This is a genomic window from Acinetobacter sp. 243_ASPC, from assembly GCF_001054715.1.
Taxonomy (GTDB): domain Bacteria; phylum Pseudomonadota; class Gammaproteobacteria; order Pseudomonadales; family Moraxellaceae; genus Acinetobacter; species Acinetobacter soli.
Genome location: NZ_JVOR01000005.1, coordinates 20,682 through 35,649 on the forward strand (window position 1 = coordinate 20,682; position 14,968 = coordinate 35,649).

A 14,968-nucleotide genomic window follows, 5' to 3' on the forward strand; every position below is an offset into this window, starting at 1 on the left:
CCTCTTATTTGAACGGGAAGCCGAATGCACGCATAAGCGCACGGCCTTCGTCATCGGTGCGAGCAGTGGTAGTAATAGTAATATCCATACCACGAATACGATCAATCTTGTCAAAATCGATTTCAGGGAAAACGATTTGCTCTTTCAAACCCATCGAGTAGTTACCACGACCGTCGAATGATTTCGCTGAGAAACCACGGAAGTCACGGATACGAGGGATTGCGATCGAGATCAAACGGTCCAAGAATTCGTACATTTGTTCGCCACGTAAAGTAACTTTACAACCGATTGGCCAACCATCACGGATTTTGAAACCAGCGATTGATTTACGTGCAAGTGTAACTACTGGTTTTTGACCAGCAATAGACTGCATATCTGCTACAGCGCCGTCTAATAATTTCTTATCAGTTGCAGCTGCACCAACACCCATGTTTAGAGTGATTTTTGTAATGCGAGGAATTTCCATCACATTCTTAACGCCAAGTTCTTCTAATAACTTAGCTTTAAGTTCTTCGTTGTAACGTGTTTTAAGTCTGGCCATTGCCGTTTTTCAACCTATTACTTCGCTACCGCCACTGATTCACCATTTGATTTATAAACGCGAGTTTTCGCGCCATTTTCATCAACTTGGTAACCAACACGGTCAGCCTTTTGGGTTGTAGCATTAAAAACTGCCACGTTTGAGATATGAAGCGAAGCTTCCTGAGTAACGATGCCGCCTTCAGCGCCAGTTACACGGTTCGGCTTTTGATGCTTCTTCACTAAGTTAAGGCCTTCAACCTTAACGCGGTCTTCAGAAACAGACAAAACAGTACCCTGTTTGCCTTTTTCTTTACCTGCGATCACGATAACCTGATCGCCTTTTTTAATCTTAGCCATGATTGCCTCTTATAGAACTTCAGGAGCCAATGAAATAATTTTCATGAACTGTTCAGTACGAAGTTCACGAGTCACTGGTCCGAAAATACGGGTGGCAATCGGAGCTTTGTTGTTGTTTAACAATACAGCTGCATTGTCATCAAAACGGATTACAGAACCGTCTGGACGACGAATACCGAACTTTGTACGTACTACAACAGCATTCATCACGTCACCTTTTTTAACACGGCCACGTGGAATTGCTTCTTTTACAGTAACTTTAATAATGTCGCCAACAGAAGCATAACGACGATGTGAACCACCTAGTACTTTAATACATTGTACGCGGCGTGCACCACTATTGTCTGCTACGTCGAGCATACTTTCGGTTTGAATCATTGCCCTACTCCAAAACCGAGCAACACCGGTCACAATTTCGAAAGGCTCAAAGAGTACTCGAAATTGACCGATGATGCAACAAGAACCTAATTACTCAGCAGCTGCTTCAACAACTTCAACCAAAGTCCAAGCTTTAGTTTTAGAAATTGGGCGGCTTTCTTTGATGGTCACTAGGTCGCCAAGTTTAGCAACGTTGTTCTCATCATGAGCGTGTAATTTTGTTGAACGGCGGATTGATTTGCCATACAACGGGTGTTGAACGCGGCGTTCGATAAGGACAACAATTGACTTGTCCATTTTGTCGCTTACTACTTTGCCGGTTAACGTGCGGACTGTTTTTTCACTCATTGTCCGTTCCCCTGTTTTTCGGTAAGGAGTGTCTTGATACGAGCAACGGTTTTACGAGCAACTTGCACTTCGTGCGATTTACCCAATTGACCAGTCGCTTTTGCCATACGAAGACGGAATTGGTTAAGCTGTTGCTCATCAAGCAAAGCTTTCAACTCTTCTACCGACTTTTCACGTAGATCTTTAGTTTTCATTACATTACCGTCCGAGTCACGATAGTGGTTTTAAACGGAAGTTTAGCAGCAGCAAGCTTGAATGCTTCAGTTGCCAACTCGTCGTTCACACCTTCAATTTCGTACAGGATCTTACCTGGTTTGATCTCACAAACCCAGTACTCCACATTACCTTTACCGTTACCCATACGAACTTCTAATGGCTTTTCGGTGATTGGCTTGTCTGGGAATACGCGGATGAAGATTTTACCACCACGTTTAATACGACGGCTAATAGTACGACGCGCAGCTTCGATCTGACGCGCAGTCATACGACCACGTTCAGTCGCTTTAATCGCAATCGAACCAAATGATACTGTACTACCACGATGTGCAAGACCAGTGTTACGGCCTTTTTGCACTTTACGGAATTTGGTACGTTTAGGTTGCAACATGGATTATTCTCCCTTGTCAGCAGCACGGTCTGAACGACGACCACGACGCTCTTGACCTTCACCACGACCACGACCGCGTTTAGCTGGACGCTCTTCTTGTGGTGCAGGGTTCATGACTTGTTTCATGCCACCCAAGATTTCACCACGGAAAATCCAGACTTTAACACCAATCGTACCGTAAGTTGTTTCAGCACGCATAGTTGCATAGTCGATGTCCGCACGAAGCGTATGTAGAGGTACACGACCTTCACGATACCATTCTGTACGAGCGATCTCTGCACCACCTAGACGGCCAGAAACTTCAACTTTGATACCTTTCGCACCAGCACGCATGCTGTTTTGTACCGCACGCTTCATTGCGCGACGGAACATTACACGCTTTTCTAGTTGAGAAGCGATTGCTTCAGCAACAAGACGTGCGTCTAAATCTGGACGATCGATTTCATTGATGCTTACTTGCGCAGGAACACCCATGATAGTGGTAAGTTCGCGCTGTAATTTCTCGATGTCTTCGCCTTTTTTACCGATGACGATACCAGGACGAGCAGTGCTAATCGTTACTTTAGCAGCGCCTGTTGGACGTTCGATAAGAATATTGCTGATCATCGCGCTCTTAAGTTTTTTAGTCAAAAACTCACGAACTTGAAGATCTTTAAGCAAGTATTCAGCGTATTGTTTCGGATTCGCATACCAGTTAGCGTTATGACGTTTCACAACACCTAGGCGGATACCGATTGGATGAACCTTCTGACCCATATCAAACCCCTACCTTAACGGTGATGTGACAAGTACGCTTAGTGATACGATCTGCACGGCCTTTAGCACGTGGCATAATACGTTTAAGGCTCATGCCTTCATCAACGTAAATCGTAGACACCTTAAGGTCATCAACATCTAAACTGTTATTGTGTTCAGCATTTGCAATTGCAGATTCCAAAGCTTTTTTCACTAGAACGGCAGCTTTTTTGTTGCTGAAGTTCAAAATGTTAAGCGCGTGAGCAACAGATTTGCCACGGATTAGGTCTGCAACCAAACGTGCCTTTTGTGCCGAGATAGCGGCACCGCGTAATTTAGCAGTTACTTCCATCATGACACCTATTAACGTTTAGATTTCTTGTCAACGCCGTGACCACGATAGGTACGAGTTGGCGCGAATTCACCGAGTTTATGACCAACCATATGTTCAGATACGATTACTGGAACATGGTTACGGCCATTGTGAACAGAAATTGTTAGACCAACAAAGTCTGGAAGGATCATCGAACGACGAGACCACGTTTTGATCGGCTTACGGTTGTTTGCAGCAATAGCAGCTTCAACTTTAGCGAACAAATGCGCGTCGACGAACGGACCTTTTTTTAATGAACGAGGCATTAGTCAGATTCCTTTACTTGACGCGACGATCGCGGATAATCATCTTAGTCGTACGCTTATTGGTACGTGTCTTGTACCCTTTCGCTTTTTGACCCCACGGGCTTACAGGTTGAATACCTTTGTTACGCCCTTCACCACCACCGTGCGGGTGATCTACTGGGTTCATCGCCATACCACGAACGGTAGGACGAACACCACGCCAGCGCGACGCACCAGCTTTACCCAATGAACGAAGGTTGTTTTCTTGGTTAGAAACTTCACCAATTACAGCGCGGCATTCAACATGGATTTTACGCATTTCGCCTGAACGTAGACGAACGATTGCGTAAGAACCATCACGACCCAACAACTGAACTGAAGTACCAGCAGAACGTGCTAATTGAGCACCTTTACCGATTTTAAGTTCAACGTTGTGAAGTGTAGAACCGATTGGCATGTTACGAAGTGGCAAGCAGTTACCTGGACGAATTGGAGCATCGTTACCAGATTGTACTTTATCACCAGCGCGTAAGCCTTTAGGTGCGATGATATAACGACGTTCACCGTCAGCATACTTCAACAATGCGATGTGTGCGGTACGGTTAGGATCGTATTCAATACGCTCTACAACTGCAGGAATACCATCTTTGTTACGTTTGAAGTCTACAAGACGGTAATGCTGCTTGTGACCACCACCAACGTGACGAGTGGTAATGTGACCGTTGTTATTACGACCACCAGTACGTTTTTTAGCTTCAACCAACGCTGCAAAAGGCTTACCTTTGTGAAGGTGGCTATGAACCACTTTTTCAACAAAGCGACGCCCTGGAGACGTTGGTTTGCATTTTTGAATCGGCATAATTTTCGTCCTTATTCCGCTGCGCTTTCAGCGGTATCGCCCAAGTCAGCCATTTCTACATCTTGGCCAGCTTTCAGGGTGACGTATGCTTTTTTAACATCAGAACGACGTCCTAATGTTTTACCAAAGCGCTTCGATTTACCTTTAGTGATCGTCGTGTTTACTTTAAGCACGTCTACACCAAAAAGTTTTTCAACTGCTTTTTTGATTTCAAGTTTAGTTGCATTGATATCAACTTTGAACACTTGAACACCAGCAGTTTCGCCTAAAACTTGTGCCTTTTCTGAGAAGACTGGTCCTTTTAGGACTTGATAGATACGTTCGTTGTTCATCCGAGTTCTACCTCAATTTTCTTAGCAGCAGCTACAGACATCACAACTTTATCGAACGCGATCAAGCTAACAGGATCGATTGCAGTTGCATCAACCACATCTACATGTGGAAGGTTACGTGCTGCAAGATATAGATTCTCATCTACAGCATCAGTAACGATTAATGCACGAGCAGCATTCAAGTCGTTCAGTTTAGCAAGCAATTCTTTAGTTTTAGGAGCTGCAACAGCAAACTCTTCAACCAATACAAGACGATCTTGGCGAACAAGTTCAGCTAAGATACATTGCATTGCACCGCGGTACATTTTACGGTTTACTTTTTGAGACCAGTCTTGTGGACGAGCAGCAAATGTTTTACCGCCGCCAACCCAGATTGGGCTACGAATAGAACCAGCACGTGCGCGGCCTGTACCTTTTTGACGGAATGGCTTCTTACCACCACCAGATACTTCTGCACGAGATTTTTGAGCACGAGTACCTTGACGACCACCAGCTAAGTAAGCTGTAACAACTTGGTGTACAAGAGCTTCGTTAAATTCACGTCCAAAAGCAACTTCAGACAACTCAACAGCAGAGCCGGAAACAGTTTTTAAATTCACGTTATTTCCCCTCAGGCCTTGATCGTAGGACGAACGATAACGTCGCCACCAGTAGCACCAGGAATCGCACCTTTAACAACGAGAACTGAACGCTCTGCATCGATAGATACAATTTCAAGACCTTGTACTGTTACGCGTTCGTCACCTAGGTGACCGGCCATTTTTTTGCCTTTGAACACGCGTCCAGGAGTTTGGTTTTGACCTGTAGAACCTAAAACACGGTGAGAAACTGAGTTACCGTGAGTCGCGTCTTGGGTACGGAAGTTCCAACGCTTAACACCACCTTGGAAACCTTTACCTTTTGATTGACCAGTTACGTCAACAACTTGACCAACTGCGAACAAATCAACACCAATTGTACCGCCAACTTCACGGCCTTCAAGCTCAGCTTCAGTTACGCGAAACTCTTTAACCAAACGACCAGCAGCAACACCCGCTTTCGCGAAGTGACCTTTCTGAGCATTGGTTACGCGAGATTCACGACGTTCGCCAGTAGTAACTTGAACCGCTTGATAACCATCAGTTTCAAGCGTTTTAATTTGAGTGATACGGTTAGGATCAACCTCAATCACTGTAACAGGCACAGAGACGCCGGCATCTGTAAAGATACGGGTCATACCGCACTTGCGGCCGACTAAACCAATAGCCATGTGTGTAACCTCTAAAAAAGCAGCTTAATTAATGCCAGGCACTAATTAACCCGAAAGCCTTAACCCAATGCGATCTGAACATCAACACCAGCTGCAAGATCCAATTTCATCAATGCATCAACAGTTTTGTCTGTTGGTTGAACGATATCGATCAAACGTTTGTAGGTGCGGATTTCGTACTGATCACGCGCGTCTTTGTTTACGTGCGGTGAAGTAAGAACGTTGAAGCGTTCGATGCGAGTAGGCATCGGGATTGGACCACACACTTGTGCGCCAGTACGCTTAGCGGTTTCTACGATCTCTTGAGAAGATTGATCAATTAAACGATGATCAAAAGACTTAAGACGGATACGGATTCTCTGGTTAGACATACCAGTAAACTCCAAGCCAAAAATATATAAAGAATCACCCTTGACGCACCTCACCTAATGGTAAGTGTCAAAGGCAGTGAAAATCACTAAGGTCACGATCGATGCCGCGACTGTCATGCATTTACTACGTTTTCCGCAGCAAATGCCCCATAATTTGGGGTGGCTCATTATAACGATTGTTTAAGTCTTATGCAATTCTATTTCTGGTTTTTTTCATAAAATTTGGGCTTTTTTTGTTTTTATTGATGCCCCTACCGATGCAATCAAGATGCCTCTAATACATATTCAATCGCTTGGTTGAGTAATTGATTACCTTCTTGAAAATACCCGCGCCGAGAATTCTTAAGCTCTGCCAGATTGCTGATAATATCGCCGGTTAAGTGACCAACATGCTCATCATCTTCTAGGAACAACTCAAGTGTCTGTGGGGTAATTTCGGGGTGAAACTGAAAGCCCAAAACATTTTTGCCAATCTGGTACATTTGGTTACGACAAATTTGATTTTCTGCCAAATGCACTGCACCTTTGGGAATTTCAAAGCATTCGTTGTGCCACTGCAATACATTGACGCGCTCGGGTAATTGAAAACACGTTGCTGGAATATTATGCACGCGCTGCACTGTGGTCCAGCCGACTTCATGATAGGCGCTGTGACTTACCGCAGCGCCTAAGGCACTGGCAATGAGTTGCCCACCCAAACACAAGCCGATAGCCGGTTTTCCTGCCGCAAGATAGCGCCGGAGCCAACGTTTTTCAAGCTTGAGCCATGGATAATTGGCTTCGTCATTCACACTAATATTTCCCCCCATAATAATGAGCAGGTCGACATCTTCTATTTGTGGCAACGCTTCAATTTCAAGCGCCGAATCGGCTGGCAAGGCAAAAAATTCGGTTGCAGTAATTTTGGCGTGGTTCGACTTAAGAAATTCATAGCAACTTCCGAACCCTTCACCAGCAATATGCTGAAAATAATGCACTTTTAAAAACGGCTTCATGCGCAATTCAAACCTATATTGTTGTTAGTATCAAAGAGGGTTCTGCAAAATTGAAGCCAACTTAAATGAAAATTGACACTTTCAAATAAAAACCAACAAAACACGCAAAAACTGGCGTAATTGCTTAATTTTTTTTACTCTAGTTCAAATTCCATTACGATTTTGCACCATGTCTGACAATAAAAAAACGCAAACTGCACTGATTCATGCGCCACGCAATGCACCGCAGTATATTCATAGCATCCAACCTCCCCTGTTTCGTGCATCAACCATTATTTTTCCAAGTACGGCGCACCTTTTTGATCGCCATTGGAGCGATCCCTATGACTATAGTTATGGAACTCATGGCACACCCACTACATTTACGCTCGGTGATCAACTGGCACAGCTTGAAGGTGGACAGTTTTGCTTACTGGCACCGAGTGGTCTCTCGGCGATTAATTTAGTCAATTCGACATTTTTAAGCCAAGGTGATGAGGTTTGGGTGCCAGATAACGTTTATGGACCAAACATAGAGCACCTAAAAAATTTGCAACAGCGTTACGGTATTCATGTGCGAATCTATAATCCGATTGACGCAGACAGCTTCGTACCCAGCGCAGCAACCAAGCTCCTTTGGCTTGAAGCAGCAGGCTCGATTACGCTTGAGTTTCCAGATTTAAAAGCATTATTAAAAAAGGCCCAAGCTGCTCAGGTTATCACTGCTTTGGACAATACATGGGGAGCTGGTTTGGCGTTTAACGCTTTTGATATTGGCGATGAACATCTCTCGGTCGATGTAACGGTACATGCCCTGACCAAATACCCCAGTGGTGGAGGCGACATCTTAATGGGTAGCGTAATCACCCGCAGTAAAGCCTTGCATGATCGACTTTTTAAAATTCATGCCAATCAGGGCATTTGTGTGTCGGGTGATGATACAGCACAGATTATACGCAGTTTGCCGCATATGGCGCTGCGTTATCAACAGCAGGCCGATCACGCACGCACTTTACTAACGTGGCTGCAACAGCAAACGCAATTTACACAAGTGCTCCATCCTAGCCTTGCCAGCAGTCCGGGACACATCTACTGGAAAGAGGTATGTACTACAGGGCAAAGTGCGGGTCTGGTCAGTGTAATTTTTGACTCCGAATATGATTTGGCTGCGATTCGACGTTTTTGTGATGCATTAACACTCTTCAAACTGGGGTTTAGCTGGGGAGGCCCAATGAGTCTGGTCATGCTTTATGATCTGAAACAGATGCGTCAGTTAGATACTACACATTTACAACAGGGTTTACTGGTTCGTTTTTGCATAGGACTGGAACATCCGCAAGATTTAATTCAAGATATCCAAAACGCACTACAACAACTTGAATAACAATCACCAGAGGACAACCTATGGGAACACCAATTATCATTGCAAAAAACAGCCGTGATCCTTCACAAGAGATTGTTTTACATTCCGAGTTTGCCAATCGGCATGGTTTGATTGCCGGCGCAACCGGAACAGGAAAAACAGTTACTTTAAAAGTATTGGCAGAAAATTTTTCACGGATTGGTGTCCCGGTTTTTTTGGCCGATGCCAAAGGTGATGTATCAAGTATCGCCAAAGCTGGTCGCAGTAACCCCAAATTTGAACAGCGCTTACAACTCTTAGGCCTTGATCAAATTCCATTTGCTGCCTCTCCCACTGTATTTTGGGATGTGTTCGGTCAGCACGGGCACCCTATTCGAACCACCATTTCCGAAATTGGGCCGCTGCTTTTAGCACAAATGCTCAATCTGAACGACACCCAAGAGGGCGTGTTATCGGCAGTGTTTCGTATTGCCGATGATCAAGGATTGCTGCTCATCGATTTTAAAGATTTAAAAGCCATGCTCAGTTATGTCAGTGACAATGCTGCCGATTTAAAAGCCGAATACGGTAATTTATCGCCTGCCAGTATAGGGGCAATTCAGCGCAATTTATTGGCCTTGGGCGATCAGGGTGCTGAGCAATTTTTTGGTGAACCTAGCTTAAATATTTTGGATTTTATTCAAACCGATGCTCAAGGCCATGGCTACATCAATCTGCTTGCCGCGGATCAGCTCATGAACTCACCAAAACTTTATGCCACCTTCCTACTGTGGATGTTGTCCGAACTGTTTGAACAACTGCCTGAAGTCGGCGATGCCGACAAGCCTAAACTGGTGTTCTTTTTTGATGAAGCCCACTTGCTGTTTGACAACGCCAGCCCTGCCCTACAACAGAAAATTGAGCAGGTGGTCAGTCTGATTCGCTCTAAAGGGGTTGGGATATACTTTATTACCCAAAATCCACTGGATTTACCAGAAAGCGTACTTGGCCAGCTGGGAAATCGTGTCCAGCACGCCTTACGCGCCTTTACTCCTAAAGATCAAAAAGCGGTAAAAACAGCCGCCGATACCTTTCGGGCCAATCCAGATTTTAAAGTCGATCAGGCCATTACAGAACTGGCAGTTGGAGAGGCCCTGATCAGTTGTCTCGACGAACAAGGCACACCTCAAATTGTACAACGTGGCTGGGTTATGCCGCCCTACTCATCGTTTAGCCCACTCAGTGATGAAGAACGTCAGGCGCTGATGGCGCAGAGTTTGGTGGCGGGTGTGTATGAAAAGATGGTCGATCGCGATAGTGCATATGAAATGCTGCAACAAAAAGTCAGTGATCGGCTTGAGCAAGAGCAGGCGCAAGCTGAAGCTGCACAGCAAGCCAAACAGCAGGAAGCTTTAGCAAAACAGCAGGCCAAAGAACAAGAGCGCTTAGCGCGTGAACAGCAAAAAGCCGATGAAAAAGCTCAGCGTGACCGCGACAAACTGACTCAAGATGTGCTGGGTACATTTGCTAAAAGTGCAGCACGCACTCTGGGCGGACCAACCGGCCAGAAACTGGTTCGTGGCTTGCTCGGCTCACTGTTTGGAAAGCGATAGATCTTTATTTTTATCTATTTTTAAAAGGTATATTGAAAATGCACTTTATAAGATGTATTTTAAATACATCTTATAAACTACAAATGGTCGCATCATGACGCCTGAGCACATTCAACTCATTCAATCCACAGTCCCGGTCTTACGTGAGCACGGTGTTGCATTAACCCGTTATTTCTACGCACGCATGTTAAAACAACATCCTGAACTTAAGCATATTTTTAATCAAGATCATCAGCAAACTGGACGTCAGCCCCGTGCTTTGGCCGCTGCGGTACTGGCCTATGCCGAACACATTGAGCATCCGGAAAAATTAGCCAAAGCTGTCGAGCACATTACCAGCACCCATGTTCGTCTAGACATTCAACCTGAGCATTATGCAATTGTAGGTGAGCATCTTTTACATTCGATTTCTGAGGTATTGAACGTTCCCTTTGAATCTGAACTGATCTTGGCGTGGCAACAGGCTTATCAACAATTAGCAGATCTTTTGATTTGTGTTGAGCAAGAAAAATATCATCAGCTAGCCGCACAACCGGGTGGCTGGGCCGGATGGCGTGAGTTCAAAATCGTGGATATTCACACCGACGATGAAGGCAAGATTTTTAGTGTCGCGGCAGTCGACACCCATCCACTTCCTGACATTCAGATCCCTTCATCGGTTACTGTTCGGGTAAATGTTCCAGAGTTAGGTTTAAAACAACCCGAACAATTTCCATTGCATCGCATTCAAGCAGCAAGCCATGTATGGGCATTTAAAGTCAAAACACCAGAAGACGCTGCAAATCATCACGTCGCAGATCGTCTTTTAAATGCCTATCAGGTTGGAGATGAACTGCATCTGAGTGCTCCTATTTAAGGGTTTAAAATTCACAGATGAAATCCATACTGTCTTCGTCTCCACGTTTCTTTCTGAGGACTTTCAGGCTAAGATGGGCTTTTTCATCTGTTGTCTTTGCGGATCATGCAGCTCAATAAATTTACCGATTATGCACTGAGGATTCTGATGTATGTTTCACGCCCCAGTGAATTCCCGTACACCATTGCCGATATTGCAAAGGATTTGCATGTCTCACAAAATCATCTGGTTAAAGTGGTTCACTTTATGGGAAAACAAGAGTGGATCATTACAACACGGGGCAAAGGTGGAGGATTACGTTTAAATCCCAAAGCGCTAGAGATTCGACTAGGGCATATTGTGCGGATTCTTCAAGGTGATCACCAGATTGTGGAATGCCATGAACCACCTTGCGTCATGCGTGCGCATTGCGGTCTAAAAGGTATTCTAGATCAAGCGCTTGAGCAGTTTTATGTGTCACTCGATCAGCACACGCTACGTGACGTTTTAAACGCACCACCAACCTACTCGCCAATCGCCTTTGTGGCACTATAGCGTAAAACACGGCGTATTCGATTCGCTAGATGTCGAGACTTCCTTTATAATGGCTCGTGTATTTATCATTGAAAAAGTTAAGCTCTATGCATCGCTATGCGAAATCCAAAGATACCAAGGCCAAACTCGCACCTAAAGAAAAAATTAGTTATGAGCGTAAAGCCGATCCTGCGATTACAGAGTATTCAGTTAAATCCCTGAATTGGTTGCGTAAAGCTGAATTTCTGATGAGTGCACCGAAACTTTCGCTGTGTGTAGAAGATACTGGTTACGAAATTGCATTTGCAGGCCGATCAAATGCAGGTAAATCGAGCGCAATTAACACACTCACCAATCAAAAACAGCTCGCACGTGCCTCTAAAAGACCTGGACGCACGCAGATGATCAACTTTTTCAGCTTGGGTAATCCAGATCAACGTCTCGTCGACTTACCTGGTTACGGCTACGCAGCAGTTCCAGAAGACATGAAACGTGTCTGGCAAAAAGAGCTGGAAAACTATTTGATCCATCGTAAAAGTTTACAAGGCTTGGTGTTGTTGATGGATATCCGCCATCCCCTGCAACACTTTGACACCATGATGCTGGAATGGGCGCATGCACGTAAATTATTTGTACATATTTTACTGACCAAAGCCGATAAATTAAATCGTGGCCCTGCCAATACCGTGCTCTTGGACGTAAAGCAATCTTTGAAAAAAATGAAGCTTAACTTCTCGATTCAGCTGTTTTCATCACTGAACAAGCAAGGACTTGAAGAGCTCGCCAGCGTCATGGCTGGTCGTTTAAACTTCACCTTAAGCGAAGAACAACATTTTGATTTAAGCGCAATTCCTGAAGTCTCCGATGCAGATTTGGATATCGAGACAGATTCGGAAGATGATGCTGAACAATCGCAAAAAAATGATTAACGTCATCACCAAATGACAATGGAATGTCCCGTATTGCAAAGCAATGTATCGGGGCATTTTTTTATACTCAAATGCATGCATTGTTCTGTTTAGAACAGATTAGGACATGATTATGAGTATGTTGTCATTTTTAAAAAAGAAACTTCCTGGATCGTCTATTGATTATCGTATTCAACCGCGAAAAGTAAAATTTGTTTGGCAAAACACACCCGTTGACTGGATTCCAAATCAGCCGTTTGCAAGCTACTTTATTAATGAAATCAATAATATTTTGCCCGCTGGTGAATTCTGGTTTTGTCGTCTTTATAACAAAGTTTTACCGCAAATTACCGACGAAAAGCTCAAACTCGACGTACAGGCGTTTATACGCCAAGAAGCCATGCATGCCAATGCACACCAGTCGGCCAATAAAGAATATCTCTCTGCACGCCACATTGATATTCAGCGCAATCTGGATATCATGAATGTTGTATTCACCAAAGCACTGGCAGACAAGCCTTTTGACTTGACCGTTCCGGCTGCACTTGAAAAGCACTGGGATCTATTTCGCTTAGGTGTAATCGCAACCGTCGAACACATGACCTGCGTATTGGGCAAATATGCGCTTTATAACCAGAAATGGCAGCAGTTGGGCGCCGATCCTGAAATGCTCGATTTAGTGAAATGGCATGGTGCAGAAGAAATCGAGCACCGTACCGTGGCTTTTGATTTGTATCGACACTTAGGCGGTGGCTATATTGCACGCTATTATTTAAGTGTGGCCGTGATTATTGGTGTGCTTGGACTTTGGGTAGATGGTGCCGCGCACATTATGAAGCAAGACCCACGCTTTGCCGAGTATAAACCGAGCCTGTTCCGTCCATGGATCTGGTTAGAATGGTATAAACAAGCGCGTCAAGACCAACAGTTATTGCCTAGTCCAATTTGGTTGATTGCACAGCAGATCGACTACTTAATGCCATGGTATGACCCTGTAAAGGAAGGCAGTACAGACGATGCGGTCGCGTATTTGAACCGCTCTCCAGCTGCCAAACGCGCCTTACAAGCTGCCGCATAAAAACCAGATGCTTAAAAAAGCAGATCTTAAGATCTGCTTTTTTCATTAGGAAAGTTCAGTGGATTGGGGTTCGGCTTGTTTGGCATAGCGATCGACCACAACACTGATCATCATATCGCCTTGTACATTCACTACTGTCCTCACGGTATCCAGAATCCGATCAATCGGTAGCAGTATCGCAATCGCTTCAGCAGGTAATCCGACCGATTGCAATACCATGATCATGGTGACCACTCCTGCACTTGGAATGCCTGGGGCACCCAACGAGGCAATCATGGCCGTTAGACACACAATCAATTGCTGGGTCAAGCTCAAATCCATCCCGATTAGATTGGCAATAAATAAGGCCGCCGCCGCTTCATAAAGTGCTGTGCCATCCATATTTAACTGGGTTCCCAGTGGAATCACAAATCCGGCTGTTTGTGGTCGAACTTTCAGATTTTCCTGCGCACATTTCATACTTAAGGGCATGGTAGCCGAGCTCGAACTGGTTGCAAATGCAGTAATCAGAGCCAGTCGCGTGCCTTTGAAAAAGGTGATTGGATTCATTTTGCCAAAGATCCACAATAACAGTGGCAAGACCACTGCACCATGAAAAATCGTGGTTCCTGTCACCACTAAAGCAAATTCAGCCAGACTCCCCAGCACTTTTAAATCTTCAGTGGCGATGAGTTTGGCCAGCAATGCCAAGATTCCAAGGGGTGCCAGTTTCATCACCCAGCCGACCAGCATCATCATGATATCGAAGAGTTGTACACTGAGCACACGGACCGACTGAAAGCGATCACCACCTTTGATCAGTGCGGCACCCAATAGTAAAGCAAAGACCACCACTGCCAGCACATTCCCTTCAGCAAAGGCTTTAAAAGGATTGATCAGAGTATTTTGAATAAAGTTGGTGAGAAAACTCGAAGGCGTCAGGGTATCTGGCGTTTGATGATTTTGCATGGCGTCTGCAAATATACCAATATCCATGCCCTGCCCAACAGAGAACAAATGTGCACAGCCAATTCCCAAAATCAGCGCAAAAGTGGTGGTGGTAAAACAGCATAACGCCGTAATTTTCCACACCCGATTGAACTGCCCACTGGCTTGCAGGTTAGACACCCCCACCACAATTGAGGTAAAAATCAGGGGAATCAGCAGCATTTTAAGTAGGCCAATAAAGATACTACTGATCAGACTTAAAATATATAAACTGCTGGAAAAGAATGCGGTTTCAGGATTTAGGCTCAGTACGAGTCCGAATACAACCCCAATCACCGCAGCAATAAAAATCTGCGTGTTTAAGCTCATAATGCATCATTT

21 protein-coding genes and 1 pseudogene are annotated in these 14,968 nt (G+C 44.7%); 6 read left to right on the forward strand and 16 right to left on the reverse strand.

Annotated features, from left to right (window positions below; translation table 11 throughout):
* Window positions 1-4: 4 nt before the first annotated feature.
* From rplE to ADA42_RS00390, 15 genes and pseudogenes are all read right to left on the reverse strand, one after another.
* On the reverse strand, window positions 5-541 hold the full coding sequence (gene rplE, locus ADA42_RS00320; protein ID WP_004934541.1) for a 50S ribosomal protein L5: 537 nt from the start codon (window positions 539-541) through the stop codon (window positions 5-7).
* A 17-nt stretch (window positions 542-558) separates the two neighbouring features.
* Window positions 559-879 (reverse strand): 50S ribosomal protein L24, encoded by a 321-nt coding sequence (gene rplX, locus ADA42_RS00325; protein WP_004924123.1) that lies wholly within the window; start codon window positions 877-879, stop codon window positions 559-561.
* Window positions 880-888: 9 nt separating this feature from the next.
* Complete coding sequence (gene rplN / locus ADA42_RS00330) at window positions 889-1,257, reverse strand: 50S ribosomal protein L14 (protein ID WP_004924120.1); 369 nt, start codon at window positions 1,255-1,257, stop codon at window positions 889-891.
* A gap of 90 nt (window positions 1,258-1,347) precedes the next feature.
* Entirely contained in the window at window positions 1,348-1,605 is a 258-nt protein-coding gene (gene rpsQ / locus ADA42_RS00335; protein WP_004657679.1) for a 30S ribosomal protein S17, read from the reverse strand.
* Window positions 1,602-1,799, reverse strand: coding sequence for a 50S ribosomal protein L29 (gene rpmC, locus ADA42_RS00340; protein WP_004934539.1), 198 nt, complete (start codon window positions 1,797-1,799; stop codon window positions 1,602-1,604). Before rpmC ends, rpsQ begins: the two co-directional genes overlap by 4 nt.
* Window positions 1,799-2,212, reverse strand: a complete 414-nt coding sequence (rplP, locus tag ADA42_RS00345) for a 50S ribosomal protein L16 (protein ID WP_004934537.1) — start codon at window positions 2,210-2,212, stop codon at window positions 1,799-1,801. Before rplP ends, rpmC begins: the two co-directional genes overlap by 1 nt.
* Window positions 2,155-2,968 (reverse strand): annotated as a pseudogene (gene rpsC / locus ADA42_RS00350) (30S ribosomal protein S3); the annotation flags it as partial. The pseudogene rpsC and the gene rplP, both read right to left, overlap by 58 nt.
* Before the next feature lies 1 nt (window position 2,969).
* Window positions 2,970-3,299, reverse strand: a complete 330-nt coding sequence (gene rplV / locus ADA42_RS00355; RefSeq protein WP_001982638.1) for a 50S ribosomal protein L22 — start codon at window positions 3,297-3,299, stop codon at window positions 2,970-2,972.
* Between the two features lie 11 nt (window positions 3,300-3,310).
* Complete coding sequence (rpsS, locus tag ADA42_RS00360; RefSeq protein ID WP_004281508.1) at window positions 3,311-3,586, reverse strand: 30S ribosomal protein S19; 276 nt, start codon at window positions 3,584-3,586, stop codon at window positions 3,311-3,313.
* 13 nt (window positions 3,587-3,599) lie between these two features.
* Window positions 3,600-4,424, reverse strand: a complete 825-nt coding sequence (gene rplB, locus ADA42_RS00365; RefSeq protein WP_004924105.1) for a 50S ribosomal protein L2 — start codon at window positions 4,422-4,424, stop codon at window positions 3,600-3,602.
* A gap of 11 nt (window positions 4,425-4,435) precedes the next feature.
* On the reverse strand, window positions 4,436-4,756 hold the full coding sequence (rplW, locus tag ADA42_RS00370; protein ID WP_004924102.1) for a 50S ribosomal protein L23: 321 nt from the start codon (window positions 4,754-4,756) through the stop codon (window positions 4,436-4,438).
* Window positions 4,753-5,355 carry a 50S ribosomal protein L4 gene (rplD, locus tag ADA42_RS00375; protein ID WP_004924100.1) on the reverse strand — a complete coding sequence of 201 codons (603 nt, stop codon included), beginning with the start codon at window positions 5,353-5,355 and terminating at the stop codon, window positions 4,753-4,755. Before rplD ends, rplW begins: the two co-directional genes overlap by 4 nt.
* An 11-nt stretch (window positions 5,356-5,366) precedes the next feature.
* A complete protein-coding gene (rplC, locus tag ADA42_RS00380; RefSeq protein WP_004934532.1) occupies window positions 5,367-6,005 on the reverse strand; it encodes a 50S ribosomal protein L3 in 639 nt (212 codons plus the stop codon).
* 59 nt (window positions 6,006-6,064) lie between these two features.
* Window positions 6,065-6,376: a 30S ribosomal protein S10 gene (gene rpsJ / locus ADA42_RS00385; RefSeq protein WP_004725677.1), complete on the reverse strand. Its 312-nt coding sequence runs from the start codon at window positions 6,374-6,376 to the stop codon at window positions 6,065-6,067.
* Between the two features lie 263 nt (window positions 6,377-6,639).
* Window positions 6,640-7,371, reverse strand: coding sequence for a type 1 glutamine amidotransferase (locus ADA42_RS00390; protein ID WP_025095663.1), 732 nt, complete (start codon window positions 7,369-7,371; stop codon window positions 6,640-6,642).
* 169 nt (window positions 7,372-7,540) lie between these two features.
* On the opposite strand from ADA42_RS00390, the gene ADA42_RS00395 reads away from it, so the two are divergent.
* The 6 genes from ADA42_RS00395 to ADA42_RS00420 all read left to right on the forward strand — a co-directional run bounded on the left by ADA42_RS00395 (window position 7,541) and on the right by ADA42_RS00420 (window position 13,660).
* Window positions 7,541-8,734 (forward strand): PLP-dependent transferase, encoded by a 1,194-nt coding sequence (locus ADA42_RS00395; RefSeq protein ID WP_025095664.1) that lies wholly within the window; start codon window positions 7,541-7,543, stop codon window positions 8,732-8,734.
* Between the two features lie 20 nt (window positions 8,735-8,754).
* On the forward strand, window positions 8,755-10,305 hold the full coding sequence (locus ADA42_RS00400) for a helicase HerA-like domain-containing protein (RefSeq protein ID WP_048763044.1): 1,551 nt from the start codon (window positions 8,755-8,757) through the stop codon (window positions 10,303-10,305).
* Between the two features lie 94 nt (window positions 10,306-10,399).
* Window positions 10,400-11,161, forward strand: a complete 762-nt coding sequence (locus ADA42_RS00405) for a globin domain-containing protein (protein WP_048763045.1) — start codon at window positions 10,400-10,402, stop codon at window positions 11,159-11,161.
* 105 nt (window positions 11,162-11,266) lie between these two features.
* Window positions 11,267-11,695 (forward strand): RrF2 family transcriptional regulator, encoded by a 429-nt coding sequence (locus ADA42_RS00410; RefSeq protein ID WP_025095666.1) that lies wholly within the window; start codon window positions 11,267-11,269, stop codon window positions 11,693-11,695.
* An 86-nt stretch (window positions 11,696-11,781) separates the two neighbouring features.
* On the forward strand, window positions 11,782-12,603 hold the full coding sequence (yihA, locus tag ADA42_RS00415) for a ribosome biogenesis GTP-binding protein YihA/YsxC (protein WP_025095667.1): 822 nt from the start codon (window positions 11,782-11,784) through the stop codon (window positions 12,601-12,603).
* Window positions 12,604-12,712: 109 nt separating this feature from the next.
* Window positions 12,713-13,660 carry a metal-dependent hydrolase gene (locus ADA42_RS00420; protein ID WP_171076848.1) on the forward strand — a complete coding sequence of 316 codons (948 nt, stop codon included), beginning with the start codon at window positions 12,713-12,715 and terminating at the stop codon, window positions 13,658-13,660.
* 45 nt (window positions 13,661-13,705) lie between these two features.
* Here ADA42_RS00420 and ADA42_RS00425 read toward each other — a convergent pair whose 3' ends face one another.
* Complete coding sequence (locus tag ADA42_RS00425) at window positions 13,706-14,956, reverse strand: dicarboxylate/amino acid:cation symporter (RefSeq protein ID WP_048763046.1); 1,251 nt, start codon at window positions 14,954-14,956, stop codon at window positions 13,706-13,708.
* Window positions 14,957-14,968: the final 12 nt, after the last annotated feature.

Bases quoted from the DNA above. Each gene is read 5' to 3' on its own strand.
- rplE (WP_004934541.1), bottom strand. From the start codon at position 541: ATGGCCAGACTTAAAACACGTTACAACGAAGAACTTAAAGCTAAGTTA.
- rplX (WP_004924123.1), bottom strand. From the start codon at position 879: ATGGCTAAGATTAAAAAAGGCGATCAGGTTATCGTGATCGCAGGTAAA.
- rplN (WP_004924120.1), bottom strand. From the start codon at position 1,257: ATGATTCAAACCGAAAGTATGCTCGACGTAGCAGACAATAGTGGTGCA.
- rpsQ (WP_004657679.1), bottom strand. From the start codon at position 1,605: ATGAGTGAAAAAACAGTCCGCACGTTAACCGGCAAAGTAGTAAGCGAC.
- rpmC (WP_004934539.1), bottom strand. From the start codon at position 1,799: ATGAAAACTAAAGATCTACGTGAAAAGTCGGTAGAAGAGTTGAAAGCT.
- rplP (WP_004934537.1), bottom strand. From the start codon at position 2,212: ATGTTGCAACCTAAACGTACCAAATTCCGTAAAGTGCAAAAAGGCCGT.
- rplV (WP_001982638.1), bottom strand. From the start codon at position 3,299: ATGGAAGTAACTGCTAAATTACGCGGTGCCGCTATCTCGGCACAAAAG.
- rpsS (WP_004281508.1), bottom strand. From the start codon at position 3,586: ATGCCTCGTTCATTAAAAAAAGGTCCGTTCGTCGACGCGCATTTGTTC.
- rplB (WP_004924105.1), bottom strand. From the start codon at position 4,424: ATGCCGATTCAAAAATGCAAACCAACGTCTCCAGGGCGTCGCTTTGTT.
- rplW (WP_004924102.1), bottom strand. From the start codon at position 4,756: ATGAACAACGAACGTATCTATCAAGTCCTAAAAGGACCAGTCTTCTCA.
- rplC (WP_004934532.1), bottom strand. From the start codon at position 6,005: ATGGCTATTGGTTTAGTCGGCCGCAAGTGCGGTATGACCCGTATCTTT.
- rpsJ (WP_004725677.1), bottom strand. From the start codon at position 6,376: ATGTCTAACCAGAGAATCCGTATCCGTCTTAAGTCTTTTGATCATCGT.
- ADA42_RS00390 (WP_025095663.1), bottom strand. From the start codon at position 7,371: ATGAAGCCGTTTTTAAAAGTGCATTATTTTCAGCATATTGCTGGTGAA.
- ADA42_RS00395 (WP_025095664.1), top strand. From the start codon at position 7,541: ATGTCTGACAATAAAAAAACGCAAACTGCACTGATTCATGCGCCACGC.
- ADA42_RS00400 (WP_048763044.1), top strand. From the start codon at position 8,755: ATGGGAACACCAATTATCATTGCAAAAAACAGCCGTGATCCTTCACAA.
- ADA42_RS00405 (WP_048763045.1), top strand. From the start codon at position 10,400: ATGACGCCTGAGCACATTCAACTCATTCAATCCACAGTCCCGGTCTTA.
- ADA42_RS00410 (WP_025095666.1), top strand. From the start codon at position 11,267: ATGCAGCTCAATAAATTTACCGATTATGCACTGAGGATTCTGATGTAT.
- yihA (WP_025095667.1), top strand. From the start codon at position 11,782: ATGCATCGCTATGCGAAATCCAAAGATACCAAGGCCAAACTCGCACCT.
- ADA42_RS00425 (WP_048763046.1), bottom strand. From the start codon at position 14,956: ATGAGCTTAAACACGCAGATTTTTATTGCTGCGGTGATTGGGGTTGTA.